Below are 21,690 nucleotides of genomic sequence, written 5' to 3' on the forward strand. Positions count from 1 at the left end.
AACACCCAAGACCTTCAACCTATTTCGCACAAGACTGCCCTCGTGGCCGGGAAATACCGTTGCGACGGCCGACAGGCACGGCACACCATCTGTTCATGTTCGACACGGGGTATGTACGTGGACATGGCACCGGGGACACCGGGAAAGGGGCCACGTCCAGCATGGGGGACAGCGCGGCACACGGCACGCGGAGCACGGTGACGCCCGGCGGGAGGCGCCGGTGAGCGCGCGGCTGCGCGGGATCGCGCAGGACACGGTGGACATCGTCGCCGCCGGGGCGTACACGGCGCCGGACGGGCGGCGCGTCGAGCTGGCGGACGCGGTGGCCGCCGCGCGGGCCGGGACCCGCCTCTACGGCCCCGATCCCGTCGAGGTGCCCCCGCGCGCGCCCGGCCCGACGACCGTCGAGGTCACGGGGGAGTCCAGCCTGGCGGCCGCCCACCGCCTGCACGGCGCGGGCGGCGGCCCCGTCGCCGTACTGAACTTCGCCTCGGCCCGCAATCCGGGCGGCGGCTTCCTGAACGGCGCACAGGCGCAGGAGGAGGCGCTCTGCCGGTCCTCCGCGCTGTACGTGTGCCTCCTGGAGCAGCGCGGCTTCTACGACCACCACCGCGCGCACCGCGACCCGTTCTACAGCGATCGCGTCATCCACGCTCCCGCCGTGCCCGTCTTCCGCGACGACCGCGGCAACCTCCTCGGCGAGATGTACGCGCCCGGGTTCCTCACCTCGCCCGCGCCCAACGCCGGAGTGGTGCGGCGGACGGCGCCCGAGCGGGCCGACGCGCTCCAGGACGCGCTCGCCGTCCGTGCCGGGCGCGTCCTGGAGACCGCCGCGGCCTGCGGCTACCGGCGGCTCGTGCTCGGCGCGTGGGGCTGCGGGGTGTTCCAGAACGACCCGGCGCAGGTCGCCGAGGCGTTCCGGGCGCTGTTGGGGGCGGGCGGCCGGTTCGCCGGGTACTTCGACCACGTGGTGTTCGGGGTGCTCGACCGGACCCGGGGCGAGACGACGCGCCGGGCGTTCGAGCGGGTCTTCGGGGCGGCGGGGGCTACGGGGGCGACGGGGCGGTCCTCGGCCTGAGGACGCGGGCCGCGGGGGCGGGTACCTGCCTCACTCCCCGCCCTGCTCGATGCGGTACTGCTCCGCCAGCTCGTCGAAGGCGTCCGTGACGGCCTCCCGCAGGTCCGTCGGGTGCGCCTCGCCCACGAACGCCCGCACCCGGTCCCTGACCTCCGCGGCCTTCTCCGCGCTCGCGAAGATGCCGAGGACGAGGTCGCACTCCGGGTCGTCCGGGCCCCGCGCCTCACCCAGCGTGAAGCCCCACGGCACCTCACAGGGGCCGACGTGGTCCTCGACGGGACACAGCAGCCGGGCGAGCGGCTCCTGGAGGGCGAGTGCGGCGTCGGTCCCGGCGAAGGCGCGGATGTGGATTTCGTAGATCTGCACGCCCTGGACGGTAGGCGGGCGGGGCGGTGGCCGCACGGGGTTTTCGGCGGGGGCGCCGGGCGCGGTGGGGTTGTGGCGGGCGTGCCGGGGCTCTCGGGTGCGGTGGGGCGGTCGGCTGGCGGCTATCGGCTGTCAGTGGGCCGGGCGCGCGGCCCGTACGGCCTCACGGCGCGGCCTGCGTGTCGGCCAGCGGCGTCGGCCACTCCTCGTGCCAGCGCAGGTCGTCCTCCAACTGCGCCGCCAGCGAGATCAGCAGGGGCTCGCTGCCCTCGGGGCCGAGCAGCTGGGCGCCGACCGGCAGACCGCCCGCGACACGGCCCGCGGGCACGTTCACGCCGGGCCAGCCGAGCACGTTCCACGGCCACGCGTACGGGCAGGCCGCGATCATCGCCTGGTCGGTGCGCCAGCCGCTGAGCGAGGCCATGGTGCCGACGGGCGGGGGCGGGGTCGCCGTCGTCGGCGCGAGCACCACGTCGTACGTGTCGAAGACCGCCCCGACCCTGCGGTGCAGCGTCGCCTCCGCCCGCCGCGAGAGCCGCAGCGGCGCGCCGCCGAGCAGCCGCCCCAAGCGCGCCGCCTCCCGGGTGCGCGGGTCGAGCAGCGACGGATCGGGCACCCGGCGCACCCAGTCCGCCACGCCCGCCGTGGCCCGCGGCACGAACGCGAGCCCGATCTGGCCGTAGCGGGGGTCGGCCTCGGTCACGTCGTGGCCGAGCGCCGCGAGCCGTTCCGCGAGTGCCACGACCTTGCCGCGCACCAGCGGGTGCAGCCGCTTCGGCGTCGCGGTGAACGGCATGCCCAGCGAGAGGGCCACCCGCAGCCGCCCCGGCTCGCGCGTGGCCGCGTCGGCGGCGCGGATCGCGGGCGGCTTGTGCAGGTCGTCGGCGTGGTTGCCGCTGGCCACGTCCAGGAGCAGGGCGGCGTCGGCGACGGTGCGGGCCAGCGGGCCGTTGACCGTGATGCCGTTGAACGCCTCCGGCCACGGCCACGTCGAGATCCGCCCGCGCTGCGGCTTGATCCCGACGAGGTGCGTCCACGCCGCCGGGATCCGCACCGAGCCCGCGCCGTCCGAGCCGAGGGCCGCGGGGACCAGGCCCGCGGCGACCGCGGCCGCCGAACCGCCCGACGAGCCGCCCGGCGTGTGCCCGGTGTGCCACGGATTGCGGGTGTCGCCGAAGGCCGGGCCCTCCGTGAACGGCCACTGCCCCAGCTCGCACGTGTTGGTCTTGCCGACGATGACGGCCCCCGCCGCCCGCAGCCTGCGCACCGCCTCGGCGTCCTCGGCCTTCGGCGGGAAGTCACCGGGGCACCCGAACGCGGTGGGCTCGCCCGCCACGTCGGTGTCGTCCTTCACCGCCACCGGCACCCCGAGCAGCGGCAGCCGCTTCCCCGCCGCCAACTCCCGGTCGGCCGCCTCCGCTTCGGCCGTCGCGGCCTCGGCGCGCACCACCCGGAACGCGTTGAGGCGGGGCTGCGCCGCCTCGATCCGGGCGAGCGCCCGCTCGGTCAACTCCCGTGCGGTCACCTGGCCCTCGGCCAGCACACGGGCGGTCTCCGCGAGTCCCGGGGAACGGTCGGCGGTCATGTGGGGGCACCTTCCAGGGGCGGCACGGCCGGGGTGGGGTGGGACATGGGGGCCGCAGAGCGGGCGGGGCGGGGGAAGAGGCGGGGCGGGTGGTCGGCGGCCCGGTCGGGCATGTGACCGAACGGTAGCCTCCGGCCGCCCAACGCGGTATCCGGACGGGGGAGTTCACGCCGCTCGCCGGGTGTGCCCCGCCCTCGTGGCGGCGCGCGGGAGAGGCGTGCGACGCCCTCACGGGGCCGTGCGTGCGCCGTCGCGGGCGTACGTGACATGCCGCGCGACCAGGGACGACGGCGTGCGCGGCCGTGCCCCGCCGCCTGCCCGGCAGCGCCCCCGCGCCCGCCTGGGTGCGCCCCGGGGCCGTCTGGAAGGATTGCGAGGGTCATGGTGCAGATACCGAAGCAGCAGCCCGCGCCGGTCCCGGCGCCGGACGCGCCGAACTCCCCGCCCGACTCCGTGCCGCAGGGCACGCCGCACTCCGTCCCGACGAGCGCCGACGTCGCCCGCCTCGCCGGCGTCTCCCGCGCCACCGTCAGCTACGTCCTCAACAACACCAGCGCCGTCCGGATCAGCGAGCCCACCCGCCGCCGCGTCCACGCGGCCGCCAAGGAACTGGGGTACGTCCCGCACGCCGCCGCCCGCAGCCTGCGCGCCGGGCACAGCCGCATGGTCCTGATGCCGACGCCGCAGATCGCGGTCGGCCCGCTCTTCAGCGAGTTCATCAACGAACTCCAGTGGGCGCTCAGCCGGTTCGACTACACCGTGGTGCAGTACGGCAGCCTCGGCCTGACCGGCGAGGAGGCCGCCCGCGCCTGGGCGGAGCTGCGCCCCGTGGCCGTCCTCGCACCCGACGCGATCGCTCTCGGCGCCCGCGGCGTCGCCGTGCTCAAACGCTCCGGCGCCAAGGCCGTCTTCACCCTCGGCCCGCAGCGGGCGGACGGCGCGCACGCCCTGCTCATGGACCAGCGCCTGGTGGGCCGCGCGGCCGCCGCGCACCTCCTGGCCCAGGGCCGCCGCCGCATCGGCGTCATAGTCCCCGAGGAACCCGGCCTGGAAGCCTTCTCCCAACCGCGCCTTGACGGCGTCCGCACGGCCGTGCGCACCGTCGAGGGCTGCTCGGTGGCCGAGCTGCCCCTGGCCTACACCGAGGACTCCGCGGCCCGCCTCGTCGACGGCTGGCGCTCGCTGGGCCTCGACGGGGTCTTCGCGTACAACGACGAGTACGCGATGCTCCTGATGCGCGCCCTCCAGGACGAGGGGATCACCGTCCCCGACGACATCGCCGTCGTCGGCGCGGACGACCTGATGCTGGCCCGGCTCCTTCGCCCGCGTCTGAGCAGCGTCCGCATCGAGCTGCCGTCGGGCCGGAGCCTCGCGGAACTCGTCGACCGGGTGGTGCGGGAGCCGGGCGGGCGGGCCGAGGTGCACGACGTGCTCGGCGCGAGCGTGGTGCACCGCGAGTCGAGCTGACCCGCGCCGCGCCCGCGGGCGCCTCCCGCGGGCCGGGGCCGTTCAGACGCGTCGGGCGCGGGCACCGGGGTCGTCCACCCCGTCGCCCGCGCCCGCACCCACGCTCGTGACCCGCTGTTACTGCTCCTGCTCCTTGGCCTGCTGCTCGGCCACGGACTTGCGCACCTCGTCCATGTCCAGCTTGCGGGCCTGACCGATGACGTCCTCCAGGGCCTCCGCGGGCAGTGCGCCGGGCTGCGCGAACACCGCGACCTGATCGCGGACGATCATCAGCGTCGGGATCGACTGGATGCCGAAAGCCGCCGCGAGCTCCGGCTGCGCCTCCGTGTCGACCTTGCCGAAGACCAGGTCGGGATTGGCCTCCGCGGCCTTCTCGTAGACCGGGGCGAACTGGCGGCAGGGCCCGCACCAGGACGCCCAGAAGTCGATCAGGACGAACTGGTTGTCCGTCATCGTCTGGTCGAAGTTTTCCTTCGTGAGCTCCACTGTCGTGCTGCTCATGGTGTGTTCTCTCTTCCTGATGAGGGCGAAGCCGTCGTGCACAACGGCCGGGGCGACGGCCGTATTCCGCGCGCGTACCCGTGTGGCCACGCCGCACACCTGGGACCAGACTGTCCCCATGACGGATGCCACGGAAGCCAGCGAAACCATCACCTACGACGTCGTGGTCGTCGGCGCCGGACCGGTGGGCGAGAACGTCGCCGACCGGGCCCGCGCCAGCGGCCTGAGCGCGGCGATCGTGGAGAGCGAACTCGTCGGCGGCGAGTGCTCGTACTGGGCCTGCATGCCGAGCAAGGCCCTGCTGCGCCCGGCCGTGGCCCGCGCCGACGCCCGTCGCGTACCGGGCCTGCGCCACCTCGTCGAAGGCCCCCTCGACGCGGCCGCGGTCCTCGCCCACCGCGACTCCTACACCTCGCACTGGAAGGACGACGGCCAGGTCGGCTGGCTCGACTCCATCGGCGTGGACCTCTACCGCGGCCATGGACGGCTCGCGGGCACCCGCCAGGTCACGGTCACCGCCGGGGACGGCACGGTCCGCCGGCTCATTGCCCGGCACGCCGTCGCCGTGTGCACCGGCAGCCGTGCCGTCGTCCCCGACCTGCCGGGCGTCGCCGACGCCAAGCCCTGGACCAGCCGCGAGGCGACCAGCTCCGACCACGTACCCGGACGCCTCGTCGTCGTGGGCGGCGGCGTGGTCGGCGTGGAGATGGCCACGGCCTGGCAGGCCCTCGGGGCGCGGGTGACGCTGCTCGTGCGCGGCGGGGGACTGCTGCCCAAGATGGAGCCGTTCGCCGGGGAACTCGTCGCGGACGCGCTGCGCGAGGCGGGCGCCGACGTCCGCACGGACACCTCCGTGCGCGAGGTCCACCGCGATGGCGCCACCGTCACGGTCACCCTCGGCGACGGCACCACGATCGAGGCCGACGAGATCCTCTTCGCCACCGGCCGCGCCCCGCGCACGGACGACCTCGGCTTGGAGACGGTCGGCCTGGAACCCGGTGCGTGGCTGACCGTCGACGACAGCTGCAAGGTGACGGGCAGCGACTGGCTGTACGCCGTCGGCGACGTGAACCACCGGGCGCTCCTCACCCACCAGGGCAAGTACCAGGCCCGGATCGCGGGCGCGGCCATCGCCGCCCGGGCCCAGAAGGTCCCGCTCCTGGAGACCGACCGCTGGGGCACCCACAGCGCGACCGCCGACCACGACGCGGTCCCCCAGGTCGTCTTCACCGACCCCGAGGCCGCCTCCGCGGGCCTCACCCTCGCCGCCGCCGAGGCCGCGGGCCACCGCGTCCGCGCCGTCGACCACGACCTCGCGGCGGTGGCGGGCTCCGGCCTGTACGCGGACGGCTACCGCGGCCGGGCCCGCATGATCGTCGACCTCGACCGCGAGATCCTCCTCGGCGTCACCTTCGTCGGCCCCGGCGTCAGCGAACTCCTGCACTCCGCCACGGTCGCCATCGCCGCCGAGGTCCCCATCGAGCGCCTGTGGCACGCGGTCCCCGCGTACCCGACGATCAGCGAGGTGTGGTTGCGGCTGCTGGAGACGTACCGGGGCTGACGGCCGCCTCGTCGAGAGCCGTCAGGCGGCGCGGCGGACACCCCGCCGCGCCTCCCACCGCTCGGCCGCCCGCCGCTTGCGCCGCAGCGTCGCCAGCTCCGCCTCGTCCTTGCCGCCCCAGACACCCGACGTCTGCCCGGACCCCAGCGCGTACGCGAGGCACCGGTCCTGCACGGGACAGCGTGCGCACACCCGCTTGGCCTCCTCCTGATCCCTTTCGGCCGGTCCTGTCGTCCCCACCGGGAAGAACAGCTCGGGATCGGCGTCCGCGCACGCGGCCCGGTGGATCCACTCCTGTCGCAGCGGTACCTCATCCATGCGGCGCGGGTGCCCGGGGCGCCCCTGGACAAACAACCCCCGGTTTGACGATTCGGCCGAGTGGTTACACGTGGGTTTCCCGGCCCTGGCCGGAGCACGCCGGAGCCGGGGCCCGCAGAGGAAGGGGAACCAGCCGTGCCACGAGGGTCGAATGCCAAGCGCGAGCGCCAGTACGAACACATCAAGGAGAGCGCCGAGAAGCGCGGCGAGAAGCCGGAGCGAGCGCGGGAGATCGCGGCGCGCACCGTGAACAAGGAGCGGGCGCGCAGCGGCGAGTCCAAGACGGCCTCCCGTACGTCGACGCAGGACATCTCGTCCGGCCGCAGGGGCGGCCTGCGCTCGCACAGCGGCGCGCAGGGTCCGACCCGCGACCAGCTGTACGAGGAGGCCAAGCGGCGCGGGGTGAAGGGACGTTCGTCGATGACGAAGGCGCAGCTGGCGCGGGCTGTGGGGCGCTGAGGGGCGGGGCGGCCGACGCGACGCCCCGCACTCCACCGGCGTACGCCGACGCCTCATGCCCCGTCCGCGAGGATCCCCTCCAGATGCCGCAGCGCCGTCGTCACCCGGGCCGGGTCCTGCTGGAAGAACGGGTCGTCCGGCACCGGGAGCGACCCGGCCAGGGCGATCCCGCGGCCACGTGCCCACATCGCCTCGTCGGCGCCGACGGCCTCGCGGAACGTGGCGCGGGCCTCGGGAGGCAGGAACATCCACGCCGGTATCAGGTCGCACGCGGGGTCGCCCACGGCCAGCGTGCCGAAGTCGATCACCCCGGTGAGGTGGCCGTCGACGGCCAGGAGATTGCCGGTCGCGAGGTCGCCGTGCAGCCACACCGGCGGTCGGTCCCACGCGGGGGCGGCAAGGGCCTCCTCCCACACGGCGGTCACCGCGTCCGTGTCGACCATCCCGCGCAGCTTCGCGATCTTGCCGCGTACGAGGGAGTCGGCGGTCAGCGCGTCGCACTCGGCGCCGACCCGGGCACCGCGGAAGGCGTTGCTCCACTGCGGCTCGGGACCGCCCGTGGCGTCGATGGCCCGCAGCGCCGTCACGAACTCGCCGAGTTCCACGGCCGTCCGCCGCGGATCGGCCAGGCGGTCCGTCGTCGCGACCTCCCCGTCGAGCCACCGGCAGACCGACCACGGGAACGGATAGCCCTCGCCCGGCTTCCCCTGCGCCACCGGCTGGGAGACGGCGAGCGGCAGCCGCGGCGCCAGCCACGGAAGCCAGCGCTGCTCGCGCTCGACCTGCCCGACCCAGCGTTCGTAGCGCGGCAGCCGCACCGTCAGATCGTCGCCCAGGCGGTACGTGACGTTGTCCATGCCCGAGCGCGGCACCGGCCGGATCGGAAGCGGCGCCCACTGCGGGAACTGCGCGGTCAGCAGCCGCCGCACCAGCGCCTCGTCGATGCGGACGTCCCCGTCCTCACCCTGGTCGCCGTCTCCGTCGTCTCCATCGTCCTCGTGGTCTTCGAAGTCGTCGTGATCCTCGTACTCCTCGTACGCGAACGGCTTGCCGGCACCACCTGTTGACACGGACTCTCCTCGACGCGACTCGACCGGACACGGCCCGGCGGCCGTGGCCACCGGATCCGCGAAGACCTCATCCCACCCACCGGACGACCCGTTGTCCACCGAGTTTCCGCACGCCACAGCCGCCCCGGCACGCTCACGCGCCCCGACGCGCGCGACAATGAGGCCGCGGTCGTGGGCGGGGGCGCGGCACGCGGACGGCGTACGGGCACAGAAGCGGGAGACGGATGAGCGGGACGGTGGCGGCGCCGCGCGACGGGTGGCCGGTCCTCGCGGCGGTGGCCGCGGGCGGCGCGGCCGGGGCGTCCGCCCGCTACGGCGCGGCCCTGCTGTGGCCGGTCGGTCCTGGCGGCTTCCCCTGGACGACGTTCGCCGTGAACGCCGTGGGGTGCGCGCTCAGCGGCGTCCTGATGGCGCTGATCGCCGCGGCCCGGAAGCCCGTCCACCGCCTGGTCCGGCCGTTCCTCGGCGCCGGGGTGCTCGGCGGCTTCACCACCTTCTCCACGTACGCGGTGGACACCGAGCGACTCCTCGACGGCGGCCACCTGGGGACCGGCCTGGTCCATCTGGCGCTGACGCCGCTGACCGCGCTCGCGGCGGTGGCCGCGGCGACGGTGGCGACGCGCCGGGTCCTTGCGGCACGGCGGGAGGCGGGCGGACGGTGAACTGGCTCTGCGTGGTGGCGGGAGCGGCGATCGGCGCTCCGCTGCGGTACCTGACCGACCGGGCGATGCGCGCCCGGTACGGACAGGCCTTCCCCTGGGGGACGTTCACCGTCAACGTGGTGGGCTGCCTCGTCCTCGGCGTCGTCACCGGCGCCGCGAGCGCGGGCGCGGCGTCCGCGCACACCCAGCTGTTCCTCGGCACCGGCCTGTGCGGCGCGCTGACGACGTACTCGACCTTCGGGTACGAGACGTGGCGGCTGGCCGAGGGCCGGCTGCCGCTCGCCGCCGCGGCGAACGTCGTCGGCAGCGTCGCCGTGGGCCTCGGCGCGGCCTTCCTGGGCGTGGCGGCCGGCGAGGCGCTGTGGGGCTGAGCGGTGCCGCACCTCACGGGAGGCACGGCACCGGGACCTTCGGTCCGTCCCGTCGCGCCCTCAGCGGACCCGGCCCAGGGCCGACGACACCTCCGCGGCCCACTGCCACGGCTGCGCCGTCCCGCCCGGCTGCGAGTTGAAGTACTCCCAGCCCATGACGCCACCCATGTCCGGGTACTTGGCGACCAGACTGCGGATCGTCGACTTCAGCCGGGTCGGCGCGACGTACCCGCTGCCGCCGTTGGAGGGGTCGGTCAGTGTGCCCGCGACCACCTTGGACGCCGGTATCAGACCGCGCCGGACGACCGCGTCGTAGCTCGACGTGGACGTCATGCTGCCCCAGCCGTTGTAGAACTGGGCGTTGAACCAGGCGATGTCGTCGCCCCGGTCCCGGTAGAGGCGCTCGTAGTCGAAGCCCGACAGGTTCCCGCCCCCGCTGAGGGCGGACCCCACCGGGGCGAGCGTGATGAGGAAGCCGGGCCCGAAGTCGGCGCGCAGCGCGTCGATGACGCGCTCGATGCCCGCGAGGGACATCCGCTCCTCCACGTCCAGATCGACCCCGTCGAGCCCGTACCGCCGAATGAAGTCGCGGAGCAGCGGATAATACGTGTCGAATTCGTTGTCGAGCCGCGTGAAACTGCCCGGCGCCGCACCACCGACCATCGCGAGGACGTGCACGCCCTGCCCCTGCACCTCCTTCAGGTCCCGCCACATCTGGTCGTACTTCGCGGCCTCCGGCGGATCGTCGTTCACGTGCACCGGCGCGTAGGGACCGTTCAGGTCGTTCAGATGCACCGCGGCGACCAGGACATCGGTCACACCGGTCTTGTTCCTGGTCAGGCCCAGCGGCGAGACATACCTGCCGTTCGTGTACTGCGTCTGGTAGTAGACGACGACACGCCTGCCCGCCGCGGCACGCGGCGCAGCCGTGGCCGCCGCCCCTGACGCCACCGTCAGGGCGAGGGCGCCAAGAAGCACGCTCCGTCTCTTCATCCCGAACTCTCCTCCAGGTCCGTTGAATTGCCGTGCCAAGGCGGTTCCAGGTCTCGGCAATTCTGACGACGGAGGGGGAGCAAGGCTAGAGCGCGGAGGCAACTAATGCGCTTTAGTTGCCTCCGTGCCCCGTGCCCCCTTGGCCGCGCTAGTCCGTGAACGTGCCCGCAAGCGCCGCCGCCATCCGCAGCTGCGGCGCGGCTTCCGCGTCCCGGCCCTGGCGCTCCAGGGTGCGGCCCAGCATCAGGCGGGCGTAGCCCTCGACGGGGTCGAGGTCCAGGACCGTGCGCAGTTCGGTCTCGGCGCGGCGGAGCTGGGCCGAGTGGTAGTAGGCGCGGGCGAGGAGCAGGCGCGGCGCGACCTGCTCGGGGGCCTCGTCGGCGAGCGGGGCGAGGATGCGGGCCGCCGTCGTGTACTCCTTGGCGTCGAAGAACTGGCCCGCGCGCTCCCAGCGCTCAGCCGCGGTGCCGTGGTCGAAGTAGGTGAACTCCACTGTGTGCCTCCTTGGTCGCCCTCAACGACACCAGAAGGTTGAATATTCCACTACTGGCATGGGCGGGCCGGGACGGGATATCGGATGTATCGGGTGTCTCGCTCGAACAGCGGCTCAGGAGGGGGCGACGGGGTGGACAATGAGCCGACTCTCAGCACACCCGTCGCAGAGCGACATCCGTGGACGTGGCGCGGCCTGCGGCACGTGGCGGAACCAGCGGTGGCGGCGGACGTGGCGCAAGCCGCGGCCGGCCGCCCGAGTAGAGGGAGCACATGCGGTGAAGGACATCTGGGCCTATCCGCCCGGCAGCGGCCACCAGGGCGTGCCGCAGGAGCCCATGACGGGATTCACGGTCGAGGCGACCGACGGTGTCATCGGCCAGGTGGACCGGCACGTGGACCAGCCGGGCCGCCAGCACCTGGTCGTGGACACCGGTGTGTGGGTGTTCGGCAAGAGCGTGCTGATCCCGGCCGGGGCCGTCACGCGGATCGACCGCGAGGCCGGGACGGTGACGGTCGGTCACTCCAAGGACCAGGTCAAGGAGGCGCCGCAGTTCACCACCGACAGCCAGACGACCGACCCCGCGTATCTCAACGAGGTGGGCGCGTACTACGCCACGCTGGACAGCGGCTCCGAGCTCTGACACCGGTGCCGCCGCGCGGTGGCGGCACCGGTCGGATCCGGGCCGGGGCGTTGGCCTGTCCGCTCCGGGTGCGCGGGGCTAAGTTGTGCCCTATGAGCAATCTTGATCGCGAGGCGGTGCCCGCGCTGTGCGGCGGCCGCGGGTTCGTCGTCGCGGAACCGGTCCGGGAACTCCTCAGCCCACGACACGTGAAGCTCGGCGAGGCGACCGAGGTACGGCGACTGCTTCCGAACCTGGGCCGCCGGATGGTCGGCGCCTGGTGCTTCGTCGATCACTACGGCCCCGACGACATCGCCGACGAGCCCGGCATGCAGGTGCCCCCGCACCCGCACATGGGCCTGCAGACAGTGAGCTGGCTGCACGAGGGCGAGGTCCTGCACCGGGACAGCACCGGCAGCCTGCAGACGATCCGCCCCCGCGAGCTTGGCCTCATGACGTCGGGCAAGGCGATCTCCCACTCCGAGGAGAGCCCCGAGGAGCACGCCCGGCTGCTGCACGGCGCGCAGCTCTGGGTCGCCCTGCCGGACGCCCACCGCCACACCGAGGCGCACTTCGAGCACCACGCCGACCTGCCGGTCGTGACCGCCCCCGGCGTCAGCGCGAAGCTGCTCCTCGGCACGCTCGACGGCGCGGAGTCGCCCGGTACGACGTACACACCCCTCGTCGGCGCCGACCTGACCCTCGCCCAGGGAACGGACGTACGCCTTCCACTGGAGCCCGACTTCGAGTACGCCGTCCTGTCCATGTCCGGCGAGGCCCACGTGGACGAAGTCCCCGTACTCCCCGGCTCCATGCTGTACCTCGGCTGCGGCCGCACCGAACTCCCCCTGCGCGCCGCCTCCGACGCGAGCCTCATGCTCCTCGGCGGCGAGCCGTTCGAGGAGGAGCTGATCATGTGGTGGAACTTCATCGGCCGTACGCAGGAGGACATCGAGCAGGCGCGCGCGGACTGGATGACGGGGTCGCGGTTCGGTGAGGTGAAGGGGTACGACGGGGCGCCGCTGCCCGCGCCCACGCTGCCCGCGGTGCCGTTGAAGCCGCGGGGGAGGGTGCGCTGACCTGCGGAGGTGTGGTCGGGGGCGGCTCGGAGTGGCGGGTGAGTGCGATCGGCAAAGTGATCGTCGAGCCTCCGAGCGGACGGCCTCCGATCGACTGCTCATGACCTGGGCGGCATCGAGCCTGATTCCAGTCTGTGGGCAGGCGCGGTCGGCTCTAGCCGGACTCTTGCTGACCTGATGCTGACTTTGTTGATGGATCGTCAGGGGTAGTTCGGTACCTGTTCCGGCTGGTCACGTGTGCCCAGAGGTGGTGGCGGTCCGGCAGCGGCCGCGACTCATGCTGATGTGACGGATGACTGTCCAGTCGCCGGTATCGTCGTCCAGGCCGACGAAGCCAAGTTCGGCGATCGCGGCCAGGCCCGTCTCGCGCAGCCCGTGCCGGGGGCGTGTGAGCGCGATTGTCTTGTGGCTCGGCATGGTGCCGTCGGTCAAGATCCGTCCTGGCCGGTCCCGGCTGTTCACGTCAAGGTGATCGTCGGCTCGGTGTTGTCCGGGGTGACGAACCTGAGCAGCTGGGCGGCTTCGTCCTGTACTGCTGCTGTCTCGCTGTCCGACAGCGGCCGGAACGGTGCGATGTGCAGGCGGTCACCGGTCAGGGTCCAGGTGCCTTCGACGAAGCCGTCGAGGAGGAACACGGGTACGCCCGCGGATGCCCGGGGTGTAATCCGTCGGCGATTCTCCTCGCTGATCACGCGAGTTCGGTCCCGGTGCCCGAGGACGGCGTTGTCGAAGGCGGGCAGAAGCCGGACCGGCGCCGGCCGGTCCGGCTCGCCCAACGGTGCGTCGGGCAGGTCGAATAGTTCGCTGCCCTGTTCGTCCCGGAAGCTGCGCAGTTTCGGCCGCAACCCTTCGACGACCTCGCGGAGCCGGGTCAACCCCGACCAGGCCTGGATGTCCATGACACCGGCCGGACCGAACGCGGCGAGGTAGCGCAGCACCATCGTCTCCGGTTGTGGCGCGTCGGCCAGCGGATGGCCGAGCCATTCGTCGGCCAGGGCGAGCGGTGTCCCATTCCGATGCCCCCACCGGCCCCAGGTGCAATGGGGCGGTGGATGCACCGACGCCTCCAGCAGCTCGACGGCCTCGGCGAGCCGACCAGGGGTGCGGCCGGGGAATCGGTCTGCGAGCAGCCGGCCGAGCTCCCGGCGATGGAGCGGCTTCCCGGCCAGCAGCCGCCGGCCGACTCGGGCGAGTTCGTCCAGATCGATCCCCTCGATCTGCTCGGCGTAGTAGGCGTCGGTCAGTGCTTTCCGCACGATGGACGCGACCGTCGGCCACAGCCAACCGAAGTCCTCGCCGCGGGCCAGGTGCTGGGTACGGCGCAACATGGTGGCGTGTACCACATCGCGACCCTCCAGCAAGGAGGTCAGGTCGTCGGGCCGGAAGTTCTCCAACCGGGCCCACAACCCCACATAGGGTCCGTTCGGCATCTGCGCCTGCATCGCCACGAGGTGCTCGATCGCTTCCAGGGGCGTCCGAGGAACGCGCCGAGCCAGCAGTTGCCGCTCCAGCAGTGTCCGATTCAGGACCCGCCGGGACAGCTCACGTACGCCCGAACTCACGACTGGTCGGCCGGCCAGTCGACCGGTACTTCCTGGGTGATGGCGATCAGGTTGCCGTCGGCCGCCTTCAGGACGGCCAGCCGGGCACCAGGCATGTCCACGATGCCGGTGGCCGGATCGATGTTGTCACCCTCAGCGGCCTCAGCGGTGCCGACCTCGGCGAGTGATCCGTCGGCGACTTCGGTCATCGCCGTGGCCCCGGCGGCGACCAGTGTGCGATGGGACTGCTCGATGTCCTGGACCGTCCAGAAGACCAGCGGATGGTCCACCCAGGGAGCCGCGGTCAGCCCGATCTCCACGCCATCACCGGAGAACGCGGCGAAGTCGTCGCTCTGGAAAGCGGGTTGTCGGTCCAGCAGCGCGGTCCAGGCCGCGATGCTCGCGGGCAGATCCCGCGCGGGCAGGACCACATTGCCGAAACCGGTCAATCGGGCCATGAATACTCCACTGAGGTTAGGGCTGTCGTGGGCCGTCCGATCATAGGTAGTTGCGACCTCATGCAGGTAGTCCCATAGCGTCGTAATCGCCCTGGTCAGGGTGGGAGGCCGAAGGATAGTCATCTGACAGGTCGGGGATGGGGTTTCCCGCTTCGGCTGTGCCCTGGACAACGGGATTCTTACGCTCCTGGGCAGCGTGCCGTTCAGCAGGGGAACCGTGTCGTCGCTGGAGAAGATCGCAGCTCGCTGTGGCGGGCTGGACCAGCTCGGGAGGCGTTGGCCAAGAAGCTGGCCGAGGTGGATGCCGATCGCGAGGAGGTGGTGGTCGCGGAACCCTCGTCTGCTGACCGGCGAGGCCCATCTCGCCCCGCACCGCGCCATCTTGAGGGTCATCGACCTGCTGCACGAGGCCGGTGTCGCCGGGATCGTCCGACCGTCGTGCCCTCGCTGCCACCGAGCGGTTCGCATCGACAAGCTGCTCGACGGTCAGCGGGTCTGCCGCAATTGCATCGCCAAATCCCGCATCGAAGAATGCGTACGCTGCGGAGCCCGCCGCGAGCCGGCCACCCGCGACGAGCAGGGGCGCCCGCTGTGTCCGAACTGCCTGGTCAACGACCCCGCGAACGTCGAGGTCTGCATCAACTGCGGGAAGCGGAAACGAGTACAGAACCGCACCTCCAACGGTCCTCTCTGCTCGAACTGTTGCCCCCTGCCCGTCCTTGTCTGCTCGATCTGCGGCCGCACCGCACCAGCCAACCGCTCTCGGCTGACCGGCCTGCCCCGCTGCGGCGGCTGCGACCGACGCCAGGCTCACTGCACCGCATGCGGACGGCTTCGGGGCATCCACTCTGGGACCGCCGAAGCACCGGTCTGCGGTCCCTGCACCGCACCGGACGCCGAGCTCTGGCGCCCATGTCCCACCTGCGGGGAAGCGGAACGACTGCGGGCCTCCGGCCCGTGCCCTCGCTGCACTCTCAAGCAACGGCTCCACGAGCTTCTCGCCGACGACTCGGGCTCCATACCCCCCGAAGCTGCAGGCCCTCAGCGACGCCCTGGCCGCGACGGAACGCGCCGGCACGGCGATGCGCTGGCTCTCGGGCGGCATCGTCTCCACCGTCTTGTCCGATCTCGGATCCGGCCGTCGGCCCCTGACACACGAGGCCCTCGACGAACTCCCCGCGGGCAAGTTCGTCGAGCACATCCGCAGCGTGCTCGTGGCCACCGGCACGCTGCCCCAGCGGGACGAGCAGATGGTCCGCCTGGAACGGCACGTGAACGATCTCGTCACCTCCCACACCACCGCCGAGGGACGGAAGATCCTGCACCGGTACGCGACCTGGCACCTCCTGCGACGGCTCCGCCGACGCAGCCGCGGCAACGACATCACGCACACCCAGCTCACCGTCGTCCGCCAGCATCTGCGGGCAGCCGTCCACCTCCTCAACTGGATCGAGGCTCAGAGCCTGACGCTTGCGACCTGCCGTCAGACCGATCTTGAACGCTGGATGACCAGCGACGACGTCCGTCACCGCCGGGAGGCAGGACACTTCGTACGTTGGGCTCTCGCCCAGAAGATCGCCCGCGATCTCAGCTTCCCGGCCGTCCGATGGAACGGCCCCTCCCAGGCAATGGACGGCGAGGCCCGCTGGGCCACCGCCCGCCGTCTGCTGCACGACGACACCCTCAAGTCCGAAGACCGCCTCGCCGGCCTGCTGTTGCTCCTCTACGCCCAGTGGCCCGCGGCGATCTCCCGGCTCACCGTCGACCACATCGAGGAGTCCGACAGAACTGTCCGCCTCCGCCTCGGCGCCGTCCCAGTCGACTTGCCCGCACCCGTCGCTGAGCTCGCCCTTCAGCAGGTTGCGGTTCGCCGCAGCCATGCCGTCCTCGCCCGGACAGATTCGCCCTGGCTCTTCCCCGGCGGCCAGCCCGGCCGCCCGATCAGCGTCTGGGCCATGGGCGAACGTCTCCGTAAGCTCGGCATCCCGCTCGCCGAGACCCGCTCAACTGCCCTGTCCCAGCTCGCCACCGAGCTGCCCGCCGCGGTCCTTGCCCGCACGCTCGGCATCGACATCACCGTCGCCGTCAAATGGCAACGAGCCGCCGCCGGAGACTGGGCCGCCTACACAGCCGAGATCAGCCGCCGGAAGAAGGATTCATGTGGGTATCGCTAACGGTCGCGCAGTTCCCTATCACCTGGGACATCAAGCGGAATGTGGAGTTGATTTCCGAGGTCTTGGCCGAAGCCCGGCCCGACGACATCGTCGTCCTGCCCGAGGGCGCACTGTCAGGCTACGGGCCTGACCTCTCCGACCTTGACGGCCTCGACACTCTGGCCCTGGCGCAAGCCACAGACCGTGTCGCCGACCTGGCACAACGGCAAGCGGTCCATCTGTTCTGCGGCACGTTGCTCTTCGATCAGGGAGTTTGGAGCAACGCCGCCGTCTACTTTTCACCCACCGGCGCGAGGTGGATCTACCGGAAGATCAACCTGGCGATGAACGAACGCGGCCGGCTGGAAGCGGGGACCGACCTCTCCACCCTTTCCATCCCGATGGCTGGCGGGCATGTCAGCCTCGGTGTCCAGATCTGCCGGGAGATCCGCTTCCCCGAGCAATGGCAGTACCTCGCCAGCAGCGGAGCACAGGCGTTCATCTATCTCACTCACGCCGCAAATACAGCCGAGCCGGCTGGAGTTTGGAGAAGCCACCTCATCAGCCGCGCAGCGGAGAACCAGCGGTTCGTCCTTGCAGCAAACGTCGCGGACCCTCACCAGCACTGCCCCAGCATGATCATCTCGCCGCGAGGAGAGGTCCTAGCCGAGGTGACCTCCGGCGACACCTCCGTCATCAGATCCACCATCGATCTTGGCCAGTCCGGCAATTGGTACCTCGGCCAGCGGCGGCAAGACCTGCTGAGGCTGTCCTACGAAGGACAGGGCAGATCAATGTAAACGGTGCAAAGCGCGGCTGCTCACAGGCAGGCATTCGGAGGGTTCCAATACCCGAGCACACCATTAACGCCTCGCAAGGACGTGGTGATCCGTCGGCTTCTGGCCCACCATGCCGAGCAGACACGGCAGGCAGCCGCCCGCATCGCTCCGCCTCCGGCAGCCGACTACCGGCCGGAAAGTCTCGATGTGCTGTTCGGAACCGGTGCCCGGTGACCGTCACCTCGTCGCCGAGCGCCAGCCGCCGCACACCGGCTGCTGGACTGGAGCCTCAACTCACCCGCGTGATGGTCGCCCGGCAGCGCTTCCCCGCCCGCAGTGTTCCCGACAACTGGCCGGGCACCGAGCGCTCCCGCGCCGAAGCGGCCCGTTTGCTGTCCCGTCCGCCCTACACGCTGGAGAACGCCGGCAGCGAACTGCACCACAAGCACGGCATCGTCATGGTGTTGGACTGGCTGGAAGATCAGCCCGGGCAGACCTGGCAGGAGCGGTGGAAGGCCAGCGGCATCGAGCAGGCCGGTGCCGCCTGGCGGCCGGTGATCAAGCAATGGCTTCACGAGCGCGGCCTGAGGGCAGACTGGCGCATGCCGGTGGTGGGCCGGGCCCTGACGACGCTGATCAGTGCTGAGCTGCTGCGACCTTCGGTGGACTGGCTGGCCGCCGGGGCCAGCCGCCAAGGAGTGCTGGTCCGCTCCATGGCACACAGCCGAGACCCAGACGGATTCGAGCGCCTGCGAGAGCTGGGTGCTCAAGCCCACGGCGTGCGGTCGGGCGCCGTCACTACAACGCTCTGCCGCAGCGCCCTCATCCTCGCGGCGAAGGGCGGCACGATCGCCAACATCACCATCGGCGACGTCCTGGAACTTCTCGAGACCCAAGCCGTGGTGCTCAAGCGGGCGATGGCGGGGACCGAGGTGTTCTACCGCCTGCTTCACCAGTTCGGAGCCCTCGGAGAAGATGCCCCACGGAATCTGCGCGAGGTCCGCTACCTGGGACAACGGACCCCGGAGGAGCTGATCGACCGCTATGGCCTGCGCTGCCGTGCTGTCCGTGACCTCCTGGTGGACTATCTCCGTGAACGTCAGTCCGCGCTGGACTGCAACAGCTTGAAGTCCCTCTCCTACCACCTCGCCAAACGCTTCTGGCAGGACATCGAGCACCACCACCCCGGCGCCGACAGCCTCCGCCTCGCCCTGGACGTCATCGGGCAGTGGAAGCAGAGGATTCGCACCAAGGACAAGACCGTCACCACGCCCGACGGGAGCCGCACGAGCACCAAGGTCGAGAGGCTCAACCACCGGGACACGCTCACTCAGGTGCGGGCCTTCTACCTCGACATCGCCCAGTGGGCCCTGGAAGACCCCGGCCGCTGGGGCCCTTGGGTGGCACCGAGCCCGGTGAGGGCTGACGAGCTGGAGAACCGCAAAATACAACGACGGCGCAAGGCCAGGATGGACGCCCGCACCCGCGAGCGCCTGCCGGTCCTGCCCATCCTCGTCCGCTCGGTTGACCAGCGCCGCAGGGACACCGCCGCGGTACTGAAAGCAGCCCGCCAGACCGACCCCGGCGAGGTATTCACCGCTGCCGGTCAGCAACTCGTACGCGCCGTGGTTCCGTACGGAACGGCCGGCCGGATCTGGACCGAGGACCCTCACACCGGAAAGCGCCGCGATCTGGGACTCGAGGACGAGCGCGCCTTCTGGACCTGGGCCGTAGTCGAGGTCCTGCGGGCCACCGGCATCCGCATCGGGGAGCTGCTGGAACTCAGCCACCACAGCCTGGTCCAATACCGGCTGCCCACGACCGGTGAACTCGTCCCCCTTCTACAAATCGCTCCGTCCAAGACGGACACCGAGCGGCTCCTACTTGTCAGCCCCGAGCTCGCCGGCGTCCTCAGCGCGACTATCTGCCGAGTCCGGAACACCACCGGCGCCGTTCCCCTGGTCTCCTCCTATGACCGCGGCGAATGCGTGTGGCAGGAGCCCGCCCCACTACTGTTCCAACGGCGCATCTGCGGCGAGGACCGGGCGTTCACCGACGAAACCGTCCGCACCATGCTGGACCAGGCCCTCACCAACACCGGCCTGACCGACGCCGTCGGCGCCCCGCTCCGCTACACACCACACGACTTCCGACGGCTGTTCATCACCGAGGCCGTCCTCAACGGGCTGCCCCCGCACATCGCCCAGGCGATCGCAGGCCACCAGGACATCAACGTGACTCTCGGTTACAAGGCCGTCTATCCCGAGGAGGCGATCCAGGCGCACATGGCTTTCCTGGCCCGCCGCCGGTCCCTCCGCCCCAGTGAGGAATATCGCGTCCCCACCGACGATGAATGGCAAGAGTTCCTCGGTCACTTCGAGCGGCGCAAGGTCTCCATCGGCGCATGCGGCCGAGCGTTCGGCACCCCCTGCATCCACGAACACGCCTGCGTCCGCTGCCCAATGCTCTGGCCCGACCCTGCTCAGCGTGACAGGCTCGTCGAGATCCGCGACAACCTTCTCGCCCGCATCGCCGAGGCCGAACGCGAAGGATGGCTCGGCGAAGTCGAAGGACTGCAAGTGAGCCTCGCCGGAGCGGAGGAGAAACTCGCCCAACTCGACCGGCGCCAGACCAGCCGCACCGTCGTCGACCTCGGTATCCCCACACCGGTCTCCGCGAGGGGAGTCGGTGCAGTGCGGAACAAGTCCAGAAATTCCAGTGCTGGACACACCCCTAGATCTCTACCGTGATGGAGGCCGGTGACAAAGCGATTCGGCCGGCCATGTCCTGAACAGAGAGGCCCGCATGGAAGACATCTCGCAGTACGACGATGACCTCTGGGACGACTTTGAAGATGATTGGTTCGCACCGCCTCAGATCACTTACCAGGAGGCTGTCGAACGCCTTAAAAGCCTTGCGGGCAAACGCACCGACGTAGTCGTCGAGTGGGATGGCAAGCAGAAGTGGGATGGCCGGCGATGGCGCGACGATGCACGTGTCGTCTTTGCCGACGCCGATGGTCTGCGCATGCGACTGAGGTCGGCAGCGCAGCTTGAGCACGTCGAGCGCATCGTCAGCTCAGGAGTTCCGCTGGCTGAGCGCCATGCCATCTGGTACCCACAGAACGGAGTGATCACAGCTCGCCTTGTCGGCGACTTCGACCAGTTCCACAGTGCTTTGGTGCGTAGTCTCCTCCCACGGCAGAAGCGAGCCGTCGACCTGGAGGGCCCTCTGGGCGCTGATCTGGCCGGCATGCTTGCCTCGACGGGGGCGTTTCACGTGAGTGAGGAAGCAGACGGCTCAGGCAGGTCGTTGCGGCTGGTCTCCGTCCCACCTGAGCTGTCCCTGCTGTACAACACGCGCCACGGAGGAGGGCTCTCACCAAGTCTGGAACTCTCGGGGGTGTCGGCCCTAGACGCAGCAGAGGCACAGAAGGTGCTGGTCGCGTACGGCACCTCGTATCTCTTCGGCCTCGCCAAGGCTCAAGGAGCGTCACTGCGCCTTTGGGACACCGGATATCGCCTCGGGAGCCGGAGGGGCCCCTCGTACTCGACGAAGCTTCGTTTCCCTCGGCGGCAATACGACGCGGAGCCCGCCGAGCTTTATGGTGCTGGCAATGCTGTGGGGCGTCACCCTGTCGAGCGGTGGCTGAAGTACTACCAGGCGCTCGAGTTCTACATGCCGAGAACCGGCATCCCGGGGAGCGAGCGGAACCAACTCGATGCCGTGATCAACCTGGCAGTGGCACAGGCAGATGTCGCCGGACTCCTACGTGATCAGGAACTGTTCACGACGCTGAGTGACCCCGCGATCATCCAGCATGTCGAGACGCTTGAGGACGATGGCTCCGGCGCCCCGCTGCCCGGCAGTGACTACCGCACGGCCATCTCTTCACGGGTGTACGACATCCGGAACAGGATCGTGCACATGAAGGAGGGAGGCGGACGGACGGGTACGCCTCTCCTGGGTCTACACAGTCGGGAAGCACGAGATCTGGCCGCCGACCTCAGGCTGGTCCGCTACCTGGCCGAAAAGGCCATGGAGCACTGGGCCACAGCCCTGCCCTAGGACTGCTGATGAGCCGCCTCTTCAACCGCGAAGCGGATATCACCTCACGAACCGCCCTGCCAGTTC

At 71.1% G+C, this 21,690-nt stretch carries 22 protein-coding genes; 12 read left to right on the top strand and 10 right to left on the bottom strand.

The genetic code is table 11. The annotated features are described in order from the left end of the window. Positions 1-220: 220 nt before the first annotated feature. Positions 221-1,078: a TIGR02452 family protein gene (locus OO63_RS09370; protein ID WP_030362576.1), complete on the top strand. Its 858-nt coding sequence runs from the start codon at positions 221-223 to the stop codon at positions 1,076-1,078. A 30-nt stretch (positions 1,079-1,108) separates the two neighbouring features. Here OO63_RS09370 and OO63_RS09375 read toward each other — a convergent pair whose 3' ends face one another. Then, entirely contained in the window at positions 1,109-1,444 is a 336-nt protein-coding gene (locus tag OO63_RS09375; RefSeq protein ID WP_051810695.1) for a hypothetical protein, read from the bottom strand. A gap of 163 nt (positions 1,445-1,607) precedes the next feature. Next, entirely contained in the window at positions 1,608-3,029 is a 1,422-nt protein-coding gene (locus OO63_RS09380) for an amidase (protein WP_030362578.1), read from the bottom strand. Positions 3,030-3,410: 381 nt separating this feature from the next. Here OO63_RS09380 and OO63_RS09385 point away from each other — a divergent pair, with 381 nt between their 5' ends. Then, positions 3,411-4,496, top strand: coding sequence for a LacI family DNA-binding transcriptional regulator (locus OO63_RS09385; RefSeq protein WP_030362579.1), 1,086 nt, complete (start codon positions 3,411-3,413; stop codon positions 4,494-4,496). Between the two features lie 117 nt (positions 4,497-4,613). On the opposite strand, the gene trxA is transcribed toward OO63_RS09385, so the two are convergent. Beyond that, the gene (trxA, locus tag OO63_RS09390; RefSeq protein ID WP_030362580.1) at positions 4,614-4,997 is read right to left on the bottom strand and encodes a thioredoxin; all 384 of its coding nucleotides are present in this window, start codon (positions 4,995-4,997) and stop codon (positions 4,614-4,616) included. A 118-nt stretch (positions 4,998-5,115) separates the two neighbouring features. Here trxA and OO63_RS09395 point away from each other — a divergent pair, with 118 nt between their 5' ends. Then, on the top strand, positions 5,116-6,558 hold the full coding sequence (locus tag OO63_RS09395; RefSeq protein WP_030362581.1) for a dihydrolipoyl dehydrogenase family protein: 1,443 nt from the start codon (positions 5,116-5,118) through the stop codon (positions 6,556-6,558). A 21-nt stretch (positions 6,559-6,579) separates the two neighbouring features. Here the strand turns inward: OO63_RS09395 and OO63_RS09400 are convergent, their stop codons facing one another. Beyond that, the gene (locus tag OO63_RS09400) at positions 6,580-6,876 is read right to left on the bottom strand and encodes a WhiB family transcriptional regulator (RefSeq protein ID WP_030362582.1); all 297 of its coding nucleotides are present in this window, start codon (positions 6,874-6,876) and stop codon (positions 6,580-6,582) included. Positions 6,877-7,011: 135 nt separating this feature from the next. Between OO63_RS09400 and OO63_RS09405 the strand changes: the two genes are divergently transcribed. Next, complete coding sequence (locus OO63_RS09405; RefSeq protein WP_030362583.1) at positions 7,012-7,335, top strand: hypothetical protein; 324 nt, start codon at positions 7,012-7,014, stop codon at positions 7,333-7,335. 53 nt (positions 7,336-7,388) lie between these two features. Here the strand turns inward: OO63_RS09405 and OO63_RS09410 are convergent, their stop codons facing one another. Further along, positions 7,389-8,405 (bottom strand): aminoglycoside phosphotransferase family protein, encoded by a 1,017-nt coding sequence (locus OO63_RS09410; protein WP_030362584.1) that lies wholly within the window; start codon positions 8,403-8,405, stop codon positions 7,389-7,391. Between the two features lie 224 nt (positions 8,406-8,629). On the opposite strand from OO63_RS09410, the gene OO63_RS09415 reads away from it, so the two are divergent. Both OO63_RS09415 and crcB read left to right on the top strand, forming a co-directional pair. Next, positions 8,630-9,067 (top strand): FluC/FEX family fluoride channel, encoded by a 438-nt coding sequence (locus OO63_RS09415; RefSeq protein ID WP_051810696.1) that lies wholly within the window; start codon positions 8,630-8,632, stop codon positions 9,065-9,067. Beyond that, positions 9,064-9,438: a fluoride efflux transporter CrcB gene (gene crcB / locus OO63_RS09420; protein WP_030362586.1), complete on the top strand. Its 375-nt coding sequence runs from the start codon at positions 9,064-9,066 to the stop codon at positions 9,436-9,438. Before OO63_RS09415 ends, crcB begins: the two co-directional genes overlap by 4 nt. Positions 9,439-9,498: 60 nt before the next feature. On the opposite strand, the gene OO63_RS09425 is transcribed toward crcB, so the two are convergent. Next, positions 9,499-10,431 (bottom strand): glycoside hydrolase family 18 protein, encoded by a 933-nt coding sequence (locus OO63_RS09425; protein ID WP_030362587.1) that lies wholly within the window; start codon positions 10,429-10,431, stop codon positions 9,499-9,501. A gap of 148 nt (positions 10,432-10,579) precedes the next feature. Further along, positions 10,580-10,924, bottom strand: a complete 345-nt coding sequence (locus tag OO63_RS09430) for a tetratricopeptide repeat protein (protein WP_030362588.1) — start codon at positions 10,922-10,924, stop codon at positions 10,580-10,582. Positions 10,925-11,201: 277 nt separating this feature from the next. Here OO63_RS09430 and OO63_RS09435 point away from each other — a divergent pair, with 277 nt between their 5' ends. After that, entirely contained in the window at positions 11,202-11,567 is a 366-nt protein-coding gene (locus tag OO63_RS09435) for a hypothetical protein (RefSeq protein WP_030362589.1), read from the top strand. Positions 11,568-11,659: 92 nt separating this feature from the next. After that, positions 11,660-12,625 carry a pirin family protein gene (locus OO63_RS09440; RefSeq protein WP_030362590.1) on the top strand — a complete coding sequence of 322 codons (966 nt, stop codon included), beginning with the start codon at positions 11,660-11,662 and terminating at the stop codon, positions 12,623-12,625. A gap of 231 nt (positions 12,626-12,856) precedes the next feature. Here the strand turns inward: OO63_RS09440 and OO63_RS09445 are convergent, their stop codons facing one another. The 3 genes from OO63_RS09445 to OO63_RS09455 are packed head-to-tail and all read right to left on the bottom strand — an operon-like array spanning position 12,857 to position 14,624. Next, positions 12,857-13,057 carry a hypothetical protein gene (locus OO63_RS09445; RefSeq protein WP_030362591.1) on the bottom strand — a complete coding sequence of 67 codons (201 nt, stop codon included), beginning with the start codon at positions 13,055-13,057 and terminating at the stop codon, positions 12,857-12,859. A gap of 26 nt (positions 13,058-13,083) precedes the next feature. Beyond that, complete coding sequence (locus tag OO63_RS09450) at positions 13,084-14,187, bottom strand: winged helix DNA-binding domain-containing protein (protein ID WP_030362592.1); 1,104 nt, start codon at positions 14,185-14,187, stop codon at positions 13,084-13,086. Next, entirely contained in the window at positions 14,184-14,624 is a 441-nt protein-coding gene (locus tag OO63_RS09455; protein ID WP_030362593.1) for a VOC family protein, read from the bottom strand. The genes OO63_RS09450 and OO63_RS09455 overlap by 4 nt, the downstream gene beginning before the upstream one ends. A 1,118-nt stretch (positions 14,625-15,742) precedes the next feature. On the opposite strand from OO63_RS09455, the gene OO63_RS42110 reads away from it, so the two are divergent. The 4 genes from OO63_RS42110 (at position 15,743) to OO63_RS09475 (ending at position 21,624) form a co-directional block, all read left to right on the top strand. Beyond that, complete coding sequence (locus tag OO63_RS42110) at positions 15,743-16,798, top strand: hypothetical protein (protein WP_157853965.1); 1,056 nt, start codon at positions 15,743-15,745, stop codon at positions 16,796-16,798. Continuing rightward, on the top strand, positions 16,783-17,577 hold the full coding sequence (locus OO63_RS09465) for a carbon-nitrogen hydrolase family protein (RefSeq protein WP_030362594.1): 795 nt from the start codon (positions 16,783-16,785) through the stop codon (positions 17,575-17,577). Before OO63_RS42110 ends, OO63_RS09465 begins: the two co-directional genes overlap by 16 nt. Positions 17,578-17,786: 209 nt before the next feature. Continuing rightward, complete coding sequence (locus OO63_RS09470; RefSeq protein ID WP_234311404.1) at positions 17,787-20,306, top strand: site-specific integrase; 2,520 nt, start codon at positions 17,787-17,789, stop codon at positions 20,304-20,306. A gap of 55 nt (positions 20,307-20,361) precedes the next feature. After that, a complete protein-coding gene (locus OO63_RS09475) occupies positions 20,362-21,624 on the top strand; it encodes a hypothetical protein (RefSeq protein ID WP_030362596.1) in 1,263 nt (420 codons plus the stop codon). The last annotated feature ends 66 nt before the right edge of the window (positions 21,625-21,690 follow it).

Source organism: Streptomyces alboflavus, assembly GCF_000716675.1.
GTDB lineage: Bacteria > Actinomycetota > Actinomycetes > Streptomycetales > Streptomycetaceae > Streptomyces > Streptomyces alboflavus.

What these genes read in the sequence shown, in the direction of transcription:
- OO63_RS09380 (WP_030362578.1), bottom strand. Translation starts at nt 3,029, where the DNA reads ATGACCGCCGACCGTTCCCCGGGACTCGCGGAGACCGCCCGTGTGCTG.
- OO63_RS09385 (WP_030362579.1), top strand. Translation starts at nt 3,411, where the DNA reads ATGGTGCAGATACCGAAGCAGCAGCCCGCGCCGGTCCCGGCGCCGGAC.
- trxA (WP_030362580.1), bottom strand. Translation starts at nt 4,997, where the DNA reads ATGAGCAGCACGACAGTGGAGCTCACGAAGGAAAACTTCGACCAGACG.
- OO63_RS09395 (WP_030362581.1), top strand. Translation starts at nt 5,116, where the DNA reads ATGACGGATGCCACGGAAGCCAGCGAAACCATCACCTACGACGTCGTG.
- OO63_RS09400 (WP_030362582.1), bottom strand. Translation starts at nt 6,876, where the DNA reads ATGGATGAGGTACCGCTGCGACAGGAGTGGATCCACCGGGCCGCGTGC.
- OO63_RS09415 (WP_051810696.1), top strand. Translation starts at nt 8,630, where the DNA reads ATGAGCGGGACGGTGGCGGCGCCGCGCGACGGGTGGCCGGTCCTCGCG.
- OO63_RS09425 (WP_030362587.1), bottom strand. Translation starts at nt 10,431, where the DNA reads ATGAAGAGACGGAGCGTGCTTCTTGGCGCCCTCGCCCTGACGGTGGCG.
- OO63_RS09440 (WP_030362590.1), top strand. Translation starts at nt 11,660, where the DNA reads ATGAGCAATCTTGATCGCGAGGCGGTGCCCGCGCTGTGCGGCGGCCGC.
- OO63_RS09455 (WP_030362593.1), bottom strand. Translation starts at nt 14,624, where the DNA reads ATGGCCCGATTGACCGGTTTCGGCAATGTGGTCCTGCCCGCGCGGGAT.
- OO63_RS09465 (WP_030362594.1), top strand. Translation starts at nt 16,783, where the DNA reads ATGTGGGTATCGCTAACGGTCGCGCAGTTCCCTATCACCTGGGACATC.
- OO63_RS09475 (WP_030362596.1), top strand. Translation starts at nt 20,362, where the DNA reads ATGGAAGACATCTCGCAGTACGACGATGACCTCTGGGACGACTTTGAA.